Source organism: Vibrio sp. 11986-1-5, assembly GCF_963878025.1.
In the GTDB taxonomy this organism is placed as follows: Bacteria; Pseudomonadota; Gammaproteobacteria; order Enterobacterales; family Vibrionaceae; genus Vibrio; species Vibrio injensis.
This window is the reverse complement of the sequence record NZ_CAWNVW010000011.1, coordinates 271,008-284,395: the sequence shown is the minus strand read 5'-3', so window position 1 is coordinate 284,395 and position 13,388 is coordinate 271,008. Positions and strand designations below refer to the sequence as shown.

The 13,388-nt window shown below is 43.2% G+C and carries 13 protein-coding genes; 9 read left to right on the top strand and 4 right to left on the bottom strand.

The window, feature by feature from the left end; translation table 11 throughout:
- The first annotated feature begins 136 nt into the window (after positions 1 to 136).
- The gene (gene sppA / locus AACS00_RS04290; RefSeq protein WP_072669814.1) at positions 137 to 1,987 is read left to right on the top strand and encodes a signal peptide peptidase SppA; all 1,851 of its coding nucleotides are present in this window, start codon (positions 137 to 139) and stop codon (positions 1,985 to 1,987) included.
- Positions 1,988 to 2,149: 162 nt separating this feature from the next.
- Positions 2,150 to 3,163 (top strand): asparaginase, encoded by a 1,014-nt coding sequence (gene ansA, locus AACS00_RS04285; protein WP_072669815.1) that lies wholly within the window; start codon positions 2,150 to 2,152, stop codon positions 3,161 to 3,163.
- Between the two features lie 125 nt (positions 3,164 to 3,288).
- Here ansA and AACS00_RS04280 read toward each other — a convergent pair whose 3' ends face one another.
- Positions 3,289 to 3,573, bottom strand: a complete 285-nt coding sequence (locus AACS00_RS04280) for a YeaC family protein (RefSeq protein WP_072669816.1) — start codon at positions 3,571 to 3,573, stop codon at positions 3,289 to 3,291.
- A 117-nt stretch (positions 3,574 to 3,690) separates the two neighbouring features.
- Between AACS00_RS04280 and AACS00_RS04275 the strand changes: the two genes are divergently transcribed.
- A complete protein-coding gene (locus AACS00_RS04275) occupies positions 3,691 to 4,515 on the top strand; it encodes a DUF2989 domain-containing protein (protein WP_072670059.1) in 825 nt (274 codons plus the stop codon).
- A 41-nt stretch (positions 4,516 to 4,556) separates the two neighbouring features.
- Here AACS00_RS04275 and msrB read toward each other — a convergent pair whose 3' ends face one another.
- On the bottom strand, positions 4,557 to 4,970 hold the full coding sequence (msrB, locus tag AACS00_RS04270; protein WP_072669817.1) for a peptide-methionine (R)-S-oxide reductase MsrB: 414 nt from the start codon (positions 4,968 to 4,970) through the stop codon (positions 4,557 to 4,559).
- Between the two features lie 333 nt (positions 4,971 to 5,303).
- Here msrB and gap point away from each other — a divergent pair, with 333 nt between their 5' ends.
- From gap to AACS00_RS04240, 6 genes are all read left to right on the top strand, one after another.
- Positions 5,304 to 6,299 carry a type I glyceraldehyde-3-phosphate dehydrogenase gene (gene gap / locus AACS00_RS04265; RefSeq protein ID WP_110166608.1) on the top strand — a complete coding sequence of 332 codons (996 nt, stop codon included), beginning with the start codon at positions 5,304 to 5,306 and terminating at the stop codon, positions 6,297 to 6,299.
- 161 nt (positions 6,300 to 6,460) lie between these two features.
- Entirely contained in the window at positions 6,461 to 7,342 is an 882-nt protein-coding gene (locus AACS00_RS04260) for a D-hexose-6-phosphate mutarotase (RefSeq protein WP_072669818.1), read from the top strand.
- An 85-nt stretch (positions 7,343 to 7,427) separates the two neighbouring features.
- The gene (gene rlmA / locus AACS00_RS04255) at positions 7,428 to 8,246 is read left to right on the top strand and encodes a 23S rRNA (guanine(745)-N(1))-methyltransferase (protein WP_072669819.1); all 819 of its coding nucleotides are present in this window, start codon (positions 7,428 to 7,430) and stop codon (positions 8,244 to 8,246) included.
- A gap of 73 nt (positions 8,247 to 8,319) precedes the next feature.
- Positions 8,320 to 9,243, top strand: coding sequence for a ChaN family lipoprotein (locus AACS00_RS04250; RefSeq protein ID WP_072669820.1), 924 nt, complete (start codon positions 8,320 to 8,322; stop codon positions 9,241 to 9,243).
- Between the two features lie 262 nt (positions 9,244 to 9,505).
- Complete coding sequence (locus AACS00_RS04245; protein ID WP_072669821.1) at positions 9,506 to 9,874, top strand: hypothetical protein; 369 nt, start codon at positions 9,506 to 9,508, stop codon at positions 9,872 to 9,874.
- 193 nt (positions 9,875 to 10,067) lie between these two features.
- On the top strand, positions 10,068 to 10,589 hold the full coding sequence (locus AACS00_RS04240; protein WP_072669822.1) for a DUF2058 domain-containing protein: 522 nt from the start codon (positions 10,068 to 10,070) through the stop codon (positions 10,587 to 10,589).
- A gap of 610 nt (positions 10,590 to 11,199) precedes the next feature.
- Here the strand turns inward: AACS00_RS04240 and AACS00_RS04235 are convergent.
- Together AACS00_RS04235 and AACS00_RS04230 are read right to left on the bottom strand one after the other, a co-directional pair.
- On the bottom strand, positions 11,200 to 11,895 hold the full coding sequence (locus AACS00_RS04235) for a response regulator (RefSeq protein ID WP_072669823.1): 696 nt from the start codon (positions 11,893 to 11,895) through the stop codon (positions 11,200 to 11,202).
- A complete protein-coding gene (locus AACS00_RS04230; RefSeq protein WP_083544903.1) occupies positions 11,885 to 13,318 on the bottom strand; it encodes a sensor histidine kinase in 1,434 nt (477 codons plus the stop codon). Before AACS00_RS04230 ends, AACS00_RS04235 begins: the two co-directional genes overlap by 11 nt.
- Between the last annotated feature and the right edge of the window lie 70 nt (positions 13,319 to 13,388).

The following is a 13,388-nucleotide window of genomic DNA, read 5'->3' as shown; positions in this document are numbered from 1 at the left end:
TGCCCATAATAAAAATCAAACAAGTGTTTACATTTTTATAACACCGATCAATCTTGCTGTTGTTTGACCTTATGAGATCACGTAGGATGATAGGAATAATTATCGACACGCCGTCCTGCATTGCATCGGAGATACAATGAAACCACTATTTCGATTTATTGGGCTGATTTTCAAAGGGATTTGGAAAGTTATTACCTTTATTCGCCTTGCAATAACCAACCTTTTCTTTCTACTCAGTATTGCCGTTATCTATTTTCTCTATCTAAGTGCTGACTCATCCGCTCCAGTGGTTAAACAACCATCCGCCTTAGTCGTCAATCTATCTGGCCCAATTGTCGAGCAAAGCACTTCCCTTAACCCAATGGATTCGTTAACCGACTCTCTCTTCGGACGAGAAATGCCTCGAGAAAATGTCCTATTTGAGATTGTTGAAACACTGCGTTATGCCCAAAATGATGACAACATCACTGGTTTAGTCTTAGCTTTGCGTGACATGCCAGAAACCAATCTCACTAAGCTGCGTTATATTGCGAAAGCCATCAATGAATTTAAAGCCTCTGGTAAGCCAGTTTATGCGGTCGGTGATTTTTATAATCAAAGCCAATACTATTTAGCCAGCTACGCGGATAAAATTTATCTTGCTCCGGATGGTGCAGTGTTACTTCGTGGTTACAGTAGCTATAACCTTTACTACAAAAGCTTGTTAGATAAATTAAATGTCAATACTCACGTATTTCGAGTCGGTACTTACAAATCGGCTGTTGAACCTTTCATTCGTGATGATATGTCAGACCAAGCTCGTGAGTCTGCTTCTCAGTGGCTGAGCCAATTATGGGGGGCTTATATCGATGATGTTGCGACCAATCGCCATATTGACGCGCAAACTCTCAATCCAACGATGGACGAGTTTTTAGCGCTCATGAAACAGGCATCTGGAAATCTTGCCGATTTATCACTCAATATTGGCTTAGTCGATGAATTAGCGACCCGCCAACAAGTTCGTGCGCAATTGGCCGAGGTCTTTGGTCATCACGGCGAAGATAGCTACAACGCGATCAGTTATGATCAATATCGTCCAACAGTGAAACTTCGGGCTAGACCTCAAGCAAAAGATATCGCCGTTGTTGTCGCCAGTGGCGCTATCATGGATGGTAAACAATCACGCGGTAATGTCGGTGGCGATACTGTTGCTAACTTACTGCGTCAAGCGCGCAATAATGATCAAGTCAAAGCGGTCGTATTACGTGTCGATAGCCCTGGGGGCAGCGCATTTGCCTCAGAGGTGATCCGTAATGAAATTGAGGCGCTTAAAGCCGCAGGGAAACCCGTCGTGGCATCAATGTCCAGTTTGGCTGCTTCTGGTGGTTATTGGATTTCAGTGAGCGCTGATCATATTGTTGCTCAACCAACCACCTTAACCGGCTCTATCGGCATTTTTAGCGTCATTACCACCTTTGAAAAGGGGCTCAATCACCTTGGTATTTATACTGACGGTGTTGGAACCTCGCCATTCTCGGGTGTAGGGGTAACCACTGGATTGAATGAAAAAGTCAAAGACGCCATTCAAATGGGCATCGAAAATGGCTATCAACGCTTTATCTCTTTAGTCAGTGAACAACGTGGATTACCGTTAGAAGAGGTCGATAAAATAGCTCAAGGCCATGTCTGGACAGCAAAAGACGCGCAACAAGCGGGTTTAGTCGATACTTTAGGGGATTTTGATGATGCGATACAAATTGCCGCAGATCTCGCCCAATTAGAACACTACAACCTATATTGGATACAAGAACCACTTACACCAGCACAACGCTTTATCAAAAGCCTGTTTAGTGAAGCACACGCCCAACTTGGGGTTAACCTATCGAGCCTCATTCCAAGTGCTTTACAACCAACCACGCAGCAACTATTGCAAGATGCTAACTTATTGAGTCAATTTAATGATCCTAAAGGATATTATGCATTTTGCTTACCTTGCCAAATAGAATAATTGGCACCGTTGAACGCGAAAAAGAACAAGAGCTAACCACCTCTTTCTTGCGCAAAAACATCAAACCATAAAATAAGGGGCGCTTTGCAACAAGCGCCCCTTTTTATTGTAGTGGTTTTCGCTATAATTTTGGCTCTGTTCCCTACAATAAGCGTTGCCTCTATGACTAGAAAGCATATTTATATTGCCTACACAGGCGGTACCATTGGTATGAAAAAGTCGGATCACGGCTATGTTCCCGTGGCTGGATTTATGGAAAAGCAGCTAGCTGCCATGCCAGAGTTCCATCGTGATGAGATGCCAAAATTCACTATTCATGAATATGATCCTCTGATTGATTCTTCCGATATGACCCCTGAAGATTGGCAATTTATTGCCGATGATATTCGTGATAACTATGACAACTATGATGGCTTTGTTATTTTGCATGGTACGGATACCATGGCTTATACCGCATCAGCCCTGTCATTTATGTTAGAGAACTTAGGCAAACCCGTGATCGTTACTGGTTCACAAATCCCTCTTGCCGAACTGCGCTCTGATGGGCAAGCCAACTTACTCAATTCACTGCATCTTGCGGCCAATTATCCGATTAATGAAGTCACCCTATTTTTCAACAATCAGTTGATGCGTGGCAACCGAAGTACCAAATCGCATGCCGATGGTTTTAGCGCCTTTACGTCCCCCAATTTACCTCCCCTACTGGAAGCAGGAATCAATATTCAAATTAGTAAAGAGGTGACGGTGGGGGCAAAACCGGAAGGCGCATTTCGTGTACACAACATCACACCACAACCGATTGGTGTGATCACCATGTACCCAGGCATTTCACATGAAGTGATCCGTAATACATTACTGCAACCTGTCAATGCGATGATTCTTTTGACCTTTGGTGTCGGTAACGCGCCACAAAACCCACAACTATTGGCACATTTAAAAGAAGCCTCTGAACGGGGTGTGATTGTCGTTAACCTAACCCAGTGTTTGGCCGGTAAAGTAAACATGGGAGGATATGCGACAGGCTGTGCACTTGCAGAAGCCGGTGTGATCAGCGGCTATGATATGACACCAGAAGCCGCTCTCGCTAAATTGCATTTCTTACTAAGTCAAAATTTATCTTATCAAGAAATAAAACACAAAATGCAACAAGTGCTCCGTGGCGAGATGAGTTTATAAAAGTATGTGATGCTCACTCATGGCAAGCAGTAAATTGGCCTCCGAATAGGAGGCCAATCGTTCTTTACCTAAACAGGATCACATTACAGGCGGGCAAACAGTCGTATCCTCCAAGAAGACAACCATTATTCTTGGTTTGGATTGACACGAACGATATCTTCTTGCCCATCTTGGAAACGTTTTTTCAATTCTAGTTTCGATTTTAAGACCATTTCACCACCAACGCCTATACTCATATGGTCAGCCTCTACATTATGCCGAGATTGATACAACATCACAGCTTGCATACAAGAATCTCGCTGCGATTGAGAAAGTGGTGTACCTTCTGGCCACTTACCCGTTTCAACGGCAAACAGCAGACGTTGGTAAGCTTCCGGGGTGATAGCATCAACTAACTGATGGGTATCCATTATTTTATCCTTGATGACGAAATGACTGAGCATTACTAGCACCACAACAATAGCGACCTAGCGTAGCGAGTCAACACCAGCCAAATAAATAAGCGTATTGGATCACAAGTGATGATAATGAATGGGATAAAAATTAGCACACTGATTTTAATGACCGTGTTATTGAGCGGTTGCCTAGAGAATCGCAATAATACCGATAAACTGTGTAACGACAATCCAGGCCTACAGTGTGAAAAACTCAATTTAAACGATGGTCAATGCCGCTTACCTAGAACAGATTTAATCTGGCATCGTTTTGAAGTACTCAAAAACCCAACCGTCGATAATAAATTGGAAGAGTATCGACTCGTTCGACTCTATCGCCAATGTTTAGAGTTAGCCTCTCAAATTCAAGTACTTAATGACCCACTACTAACACAAAATCGTTTTAATGCTTTAGTACATTCAGGTGAAGAACTCGATAGATTAACCAAAGATCTTCGACAGATGCGCACTCCTCATGCACTGTATTTTTTATGGAGTCAAACGGGGGACAATATTGCTCGCCGAGAATTTCTTCGTATGGAAGGCTCACCAGAATTAGACACGGCTGAGATGCAATACGCGCTTGCAACTTTCTACATTTCGCGTGATCGAGAAAAAACCATTCAACTGCTCACTCGAGCTTTAGAGCTCAGCTCACCAAGAGCAATCAATACTGAGATTTTTCAGTCACTGGCTAGCACCCATCAGGCGCTTGGCCATCAAGAACTTGCCTACTTATGGGCAATGGTAGGTAAACAATTTGATGTCCCTGTTGCCTCTCCTGCCGAAATGGCGCTGCTTTATCCTTTTAATGCAGAACAGTTTCAACAGCTCGATAACCAAGCCAATCAGTTAGCACGAACGATTCGCCGAGGTGAGTTTTCTCGCCATAGTGTGCCGAGTTTTGATGGACGCTAAATGTAATATTTCAACCATCAATGACGAATTTTCACCCATTATTACGGCTTTTTGGTGAAAGTTAACGACACTGAATTAACGCAGAAACGCTCACCTGTCGTCGGAGGGCCGTCAGGAAATACATGCCCTAAATGGCTGTCACATTGCGCACACCGAATCTCCGTACGAGTCATTCCGTGACTGAGATCCTCTAAATATCGAATAGCCTCAGGATCCAGAGGCGCATCAAAACTAGGCCAACCGCAACCTGAATCATACTTGCTCTTCGAGCTAAACAGTGGAGCTTCACAGCAAGTACAATGATAAATTCCCGTTTGCTTATTATGCAGTAACTTACCACTAAAAGGAGCTTCTGTTCCCTGCTGGCGGCAGACATAATAGGCTTCCTCACTTAGGGTTTCTCGCCAGTAATCATCAGGCTTAATACTGTTTTTGCTCGAATCGTTGAACGCCATTCTTATTCCTCTTTACTTCACTCAACACGATGCTTTTTTATCTGCAAAACTTGCCTATTTTACACTTTGTAGCACATACTTTCTTTCCGAAATTCGAATGATATTTAACGTATAACACTCGACGTTAGACTGACTATTCTACGTCAATTGGTAGGGATAAAAAGCAGCATCAAGTCTAAATATTAACCACTTGCAACTGATTGTTAAAAAAAACGATGCTTTTTTTTGACTTTAAACAAGTTAAGTCCGATTATCTGTTGCAGACATTTACTGGATTCTGTAATTTTACTACCAGTTATCTTTAATCAGAAATTAAGTTGTGGAGCAACTATAATGACTATCAAAGTAGGTATTAACGGTTTTGGCCGTATCGGCCGTTTTGTATTCCGTGCAGCACAAGAGCGCAACGACATTGAAGTAGTTGGTATCAACGACCTTATCGACGTTGAATACATGGCTTACATGTTAAAATATGACTCAACTCATGGCCGTTTCAACGGTACCGTTGAAGTAAAAGATGGCAACCTTATCGTTAACGGTAAAACCGTTCGCGTTACTGCTGAACGCAACCCAGAAGATCTAAAATGGGACGCAATCGGTGTTGACGTTGTTGCAGAAGCAACAGGTCTATTCCTAGACGACGCCACTGCACGTAAGCACATCACTGCTGGTGCGAAGAAAGTGGTTCTAACTGGTCCTTCAAAAGACAAGACGCCAATGTTCGTAATGGGCGTTAACCACAACAGCTACGCTGGTCAAGACATCGTTTCTAACGCTTCTTGTACTACTAACTGTCTAGCGCCTATCGCTAAAGTACTAAACGACAAGTTTAGTATCGTGTCTGGTCTAATGACCACTGTTCACGCAACGACAGCGACTCAAAAAACTGTTGATGGTCCTTCTGCAAAAGACTGGCGCGGTGGCCGTGGTGCTTCTCAAAACATCATCCCATCTTCAACTGGTGCAGCAAAAGCAGTAGGCGTTGTTCTTCCTGAACTAAACGGCAAACTAACTGGTATGGCTTTCCGCGTACCAACGGCTAACGTATCTGTTGTTGACCTAACTGTTAACCTAGAGAAAGGCGCTTCTTACGCTGAAATCTGTTCAGCAATGAAAGAAGCTTCTGAAGGCGAACTAAAAGGCGTACTAGGCTACACTGAAGATGCAGTTGTATCTCAAGACTTCATCGGTGAAGTGCAAACTTCTGTATTCGATGCTAAAGCAGGTATCGCGCTAACTGATAACTTCGTTAAAGTTGTATCTTGGTACGACAACGAAATCGGTTACTCAAACAAAGTTCTAGACCTAATCGCTCACATCTCTAAGTAATGTCGTGATTAGCGAAGTCATTCGTTGAGCAACAAAATTAACTAAAAGGCGGCCACAGTGTCGCCTTTTTCGTCTTTTTTATTCACGAGATCTTGTTAGCCCTTTACCATCGATATTAAGTGCTGAATGTCTTAATATCCAAACATCAGGAGCTTATCTTTATGGATTTACTACCACTTCCAAGCCTAACGGTACTTTCTGACTGCGTCACGATTGTTGAACAGGATAACGTAAAAATCGTTCGCGTTATTCATGATAAAGCGGTAGCCGGTATTGCGCTGCACGGTGGTCATGTCGTGTCTTTTCAACCTACCGGTCAAGACGACATGATCTGGATGAGCGATAAAGCCATATTTGATGGAAAAGCAGCACTACGAGGCGGAATCCCCATTTGTTGGCCATGGTTTGGCCGCATAGCGACTCCAGCTCATGGCTTTGCCCGCTCAAGTCAATGGCAACTCATCGAACATCGGGAAAACGAGCAAGGGGTGATCGTCGTCCTTGGTCTCGACAGTAACCAGCAAACTCGCTCAATATGGCCGCATGAATTCCAACTTCGTCTGTCTATCGAAATCTCTGATAGCTTAACCGTGCGTTTGGCCATTAAGAACACCGACCAAAAGGCATGGGCCTTTTCAGGGGCTCTGCACAGTTACTTAAATGTGGCTGATGTACGAGAAACAACCATCACTGGAATGGGCAGTGACTATATTGATAGTCTGCAAAACGATCAGTGTTGCCAAGGGGGAAAAACACTAACCCTACACGATAGCATTGATCGGGTTTATACTAAGCCACACGCTCACATTCAAGTGCGGGATCATCAACGTCAGCGTACTTTAGTAGTAGAAAATCAAGGGCATAACTCTGCTGTGCTTTGGAACCCTTGGATTCAAGGTGCTCAATCAATGACTGATATGCAAGACGATGGTTATCTGACCATGCTTTGTGTCGAATCAACTTGGCATGCACCGAGCCTTGCTGAAGGTAAAACACTACAGCCAGGTGAGACTCATCACCTAAGTACACGGATTACGGCTTAATCTTGATTAGGGCGATAGTAACGCCCTTTTTATTTCGAATAAATATCGCTAAACTTGCCGACTTGATTTTCTCTTCGAGAGCGTTATGACTTATCAATGCCCCCTGTGCCACCACTCGTTAACTCTTCATCAACGCAGCTATCACTGTGCAAATCATCATCAGTTTGATCAAGCTAAAGAAGGCTATGTCAATTTGATGCCTGTACAGCATAAACGTTCAAAAGATCCCGGTGACAACAAAGCAATGATGCAGGCAAGGCGACGCTTTCTCGATGGAGCGCATTATCACCCAATGCGCAGTGCAGTGAGCGATCTATGCTCTCGTTACTTGGTCAATACCAACCACCAATTACTCGATATTGGCTGTGGTGAAGGTTATTACACCCAATATATTGCTAGTGCGTTACTTGAACAAAGCCCTCAAGCTAATACCTATGGTCTGGATATCTCGAAAACAGCGATTCGTTTTGCTGCGAAACGTTATCCACAGGTGGACTTTGTTGTCGCCTCCAGCCATCGCTTACCATTTGCCGATAAATCTTTAAACGCTATCGTGCGCATCTATGCGCCTTGTAAAACAGAAGAGCTGCAGCGCGTTCTTGACGATAATGGCGTAGTCATAACCGTCACCCCAGCGGCTCGCCACCTTTATCAGCTCAAAGCGTTGATCTATCCGCAAGTACAACTGCATGACGAAACAGCAGAAATCATCGATGGTTTTGAGTTAAAACATCAAGAATCGCTGCACTACACTATGACACTGTCAGGAACAGAGGCGTTTGACCTGCTACAAATGACGCCTTTTGCTTGGCGCGCGAGTGATCAACTACGTCAAGATCTGCCATTAACACCCCAGTTTGAGTGTGAGGCTGATTTTATGATTCGAGTTTATCAAAAGTTTTAATTGATAATAATTATCACTACATTGATAATTAACTTGGCCTCCAGTAGACTGCTGGCTCATTATTGGAGGCTTTATGCGTATTTTTATCCCCCTTGCACTATCGATATGGCTCATCGGCTGTAGCGCTTCGAACTCTCGTCAAATCAGTGACTTTTACGACTATCAACTGGCTTCGCCTCAAGGAGAGTCGCTAGCATTATCCCAGCTTCCCAATGCGATTAAACGAGCAGATGTGATCTTAGTCGGAGAATGGCATACCCACAGTGCTATCCATAAGTTTCAAGCCGATTTACTGCGAACGTTGATTGAGCAACATCGCTCCATCGTTCTTTCTATGGAACAATTTTCTCGAGATAGCCAACCTTATCTGGATCAATATTTACAAGGCGAGATTGGTGAGCAATACCTTATCGAGCAAAGTAACACTTGGCCAAACTATGCCAGTGATTATCGTCCACTTGTTGAGTTAGCGAAACATCATCAAAGGCCAATTATTGCCGCCAATGCACCAAAAAATATGGTTCGTTGTATTGGCAAACAAGGTATTGAATATTTAGATAGGCTACCTAAAGAACAACGTCATTGGGTCGCAAAAGAGATTAACCTCAATGACTCCCCTTACAAAGCTCGTTTTATGGCCTCAATGCATCACGGTAAACCAGCTCAACATGAGCAACAATTTGCCGCCCAAATGACTTGGGATGAGACCATGGCGGAAAGTATTGTCGATTATCTTGCCGCTCATCCACATCAACAAGTAATGCATATTGCCGGCGCTTTCCACATTCAACAAGGATTAGGTACTGCAGCAGCAATTCATCAACGCAACCCGAATTTAAGCATCGCTATCATCACCCCAACCTGTCAAATCACTGAGCAATCAAGCGATTTTCAGCTACTCGTCTTGCCCATGCCGATTCGTTATCTACAGCCAGCTCACCAATGGCAAGCGATTGAGAGACTCAAAAATCGTAATCTAGATCTCAATTGTGATTAAAATATGCACCTATTAGTCTAACAGGCATACTGTTTGCTTATTAATCAACATTCGCCAAATGTGCAAAAAATGCACAAGTTTTTTTACGCTTGGCCGATATGGGTATTATCGACACGATTTCACGCTACTGATAGCGTGTCATGGTACATAAGTTGCACTTGCTTATGTACCATGACTAAAGGTTAACGTCGTAAGGATATAAGTTAACCGATATTCAATCCGTGATCGATGAACTGCGTTGCTATTGATTAAGGAGAATACAATGAATCCTGTTACCTCTGGTGCTCCACAGACCTATTCCGCCAAAGGGACGGCTTCCTCTGTCATGCCAATGACTAGCGATAATGCCAATGATCTCCAACAAGCCAAAGCAGAACCGAATAAAGTCACCCTATCCGAAGAAGGCAAAGCGCTGCTTGCTGCTTTGCAACAGCTCAATGACTCGGAACAAGATCAAGAGCAACAGCCTGAAGCACAACCCAAATCGGGTACAGCAAAAGCCTTTACCTATGGTGCACTAGGAATGGGGCATCCAGATCAAACTACAGAACCGACGAATAAAGCCTATACTGCGGGAAAATACCTTTCTGCAGCAGCAAAAATTGGTGGCCTTGTACTTCTACTCGCTTGAATAGATTTGTGGCTTTATTTGCTCAACACGAGTCGGTACACTTAGCCGTTGTTGATTAATAGTAACGACTTGAAAGTCTCTGCAGTCGCAAATAACCAGCGCTTGGTCAAGAAAAGCCTTATCGGCTTAACGTGGTACTGAACTGCCGCCTTCAATTCGTATCGAAACACTACCTGATTGTATTGGACTAACCATGACACGACTATCTCTACAAGAGCAAATGCTCAAAGCGGGCCTTGTGAATGAAAAAAAACTTAAAAAAGCCCAAAAAAGTTCGAAGAAATCACGCGTACAAGCGCGAGAGGTAAAAGCCGCCGTTGAGGCAAATAAACAAGAGCAAATAGAACGTGATAAGGCATTAAATAAACAGCAAAAAGAACAATTGCTGACCAAGGAAATTCGCGCTCAAGTGAAACAGTTAATTGAAATGAATAAACTGCCGCACAATAACGGAGATATTCAATATCACTTTACCGATGGAACGTTGGTCAAAAAACTCTACGTTGATAACCCTACTCGTGATCAACTCAGTAAAGGTCATCTCGCGATTGCTCGTTATGAAGAGAGTTACGCCATCATTCCTAATATTGTCGCTCAGAAAATTTGGCAACGTGATGAGAACAGTATTATTCCTCTACCAGAAGAAGATAAACAAGCCCATGATGAAGAAGACCCTTACGCTGATTTTGTCGTCCCTGATGATTTAATGTGGTAGAGCCGCAGAATAGACCCACTTATCGCCACCGCTCTTCGACTTTTAACGATTACAATCACTCTCGATAATTAATCTATGAGGGTCAATCAAACCTATTGCAGAAAGGCTGCAATAGGCAGAATTTGGATAAAAAAAAGGGGCTCCGAGGAGCCCTGAATCGAAAAAAGTGATAGCAAAGGGGGAAAGGACTTTTGAGCTACAGGTGCGCTATAAGCTCTTTGGGTCTGAACCATTGCTGCCATTCAAACGCTGTAGTTCCCAACTCTACAGGTTTGAACTTTCACTTGACGCAGTACAACCCTTACAATACCGCGTATGACTTACATCCTGTATGTTATGTTGATCCGTCGACAAAAATGTACTGGTTATTACTCTGTGTTGTGTTTCGCAAACTATCCCACTATAGATTCACGCCCAACCTGTCTGAATACTTAACCCGAACCCACACCATCGAACCATAATGTGGGCATGTGATTACTATAAGTAATTCGATGTATCCATGTTGTATAGATAAAGCGTAGGCGTATATAATTTTTATAAAGAAAGAAGATCGCGCATGATATATTCAAGTCCATCTGATACGAAGATGATGCGAGTCAGTGCTTAACCATCAAACCCCATCCACTAAACGATAACCCACCCCTGTTTCAGTAATAATGTGCTTTGGTTGAGCAGGAATATCTTCGATTTTATGACGCAATTGAGCGACGTGAATACGTACATAATGGTGATGCTCTATATAGTTACTTCCCCATACTTCTTTTAAAATTTGCTTATGAGTCAAAACCTTACCCATATTCTTGGCCAGTAATTTGAGAATGTTGTATTCGGTTTTTGTTAACTTAACCACTTGTCCATCTTTGGTCACACGCTGTAAAGCTAAATCAATCACGACTTGGCCAAATTGATACTGTACTAACTCCTGCTGATCGGGTTGTTCAAATAAGCGCAAGGCAACTCGAATCCTCGCCAGTAACTCCTCACTCCCAAACGGCTTAGTCAAATAATCGTTGGCACCAGCATCAAGGGCGAGCACTTTATCGGTCTCTCGTTCTCGAGCTGAGATGATAATGATGGGGGTCTGTGTCCAGCTACGCAACTCTTTGGTCAGCTCAATCCCATCTTTATCCGGTAATCCTAAATCTAATAAAATAAGATGGGGATTCCAATTGGCGATCAACGCAACCCCCTGCTCTGCCGATGAAGCGGTTTTGACTTGATATTGATAACCTGTGATCAGGACATTTAAAAAACGCTGAATAGGTGCTTCATCTTCAATAATTAAGATTTTTATTTCACTGTTCATACAGTTCCTTTAAATCATACAATCGACAAGGAATACTCACATTAAAACAGATGCCACCGCTCGCAAGGTTATGCGCGCTGATCTCACCTCGGTGAGCTAAAACAATCACCTGACAAATTGCCAAGCCCAACCCAGTACCATCTTTTTGCTGATCATTGAGTCGATAAAATCGTTCAAAAATACGTGTTAATTCTGGCTCCGGCACGCCCGGCCCATTATCCGCTACCGTTAAAATGAACCGTCCGTTAGTATAATCGGTCGTGATCGTAATTTGGCTGTCTCGCGGAGTATACTTAATGGCATTTTCAAGTAAATTTAAAATAACTTGCTCAATCAACAAGCTGTCTAATTCAACCAGCATCGGCGTACTGGTAAACTGAATGTGATGATCGGTCAGTCGTGAATTCAGTATCGCTAATACGCTGCCAATCAGCTCTTCTGGCTCAACCCAATCAAGCTTAGGGACCAAAGCACCTGTGGTATAACGGGTAATATCGAGCAGCTTAGTTAAACTACGATTTAGCCTACGCCCTTGCTCGGCAATGGACTGTAATAGTTCATCTCGAATCGTCGAAGATAAAACAACACCGTTATCAGCTAAGGTCGTAGCCGCACCAATAATCGTCCCTAAGGGTGTTTTAAGATCATGAGAAACTGATGCTAATAAGGTACTGCGCATCGATTCTAATTGATTGGCGGCTTCCACTTGAGCTAACGCTTGATTGGCCTGAGATCGCGCTAACGACAAACTCAATAAAGATAAAACCCAAGGCTCAACACGTTGTGGCGGCTGATCGGTTTGTATCACTAATGCCCCCAACTCTCTCTCACGATCTTTTAGCCAATATACCGATGCCGCTGATAACGGCTGATTAGGCTGCCAACTGTCGATATCTGACAAAGTCCATTGTTCATGTTGGGCGACTAGTCGCCAGTCTGGGGAGGACAAAAACACAGCGCCACGTAATGCTGACTCTTTGCTCAAAAATTGCACCGTTGCTTGCGCGATTTGCTCACTAGTGCGTAGCGCCGAAAGATGGCAAGCTAACTGGTAATATTTTTTATGCTTGTATTGCAAGCGTTTATTTTTCTGTATTTCCTTCCGTTGTGACTGTGTTATATTAATCGCGAATATCCCACTAAAGACCATCACCGCATAAGTAATGATGTGCTGTGCATTCTGAAATCGGAACGAGTGATAATCCGGTAACAGAAAGTAATGAAAGATAATGACCCCAGCTAAAGTCATTATGTAAGCATGGCTAGGCCGAAGTACCGATGCGCTTAATATGTTTAGTAACAAGAACAACATCGCCATATCGGTCTCTATCATAGCTTGGCGGTAAATCACCCCGATGACGGTTATCAAACCGTACAGCAATATCAGTATGATGATTTTATATCCATCGTACTTTTTCAGCATGTTCTGCATCTTAACCATTTTATTTCTCGTGTTTTCGTCACGTTAAGTGAGGGAATCATACTTGTTTAGC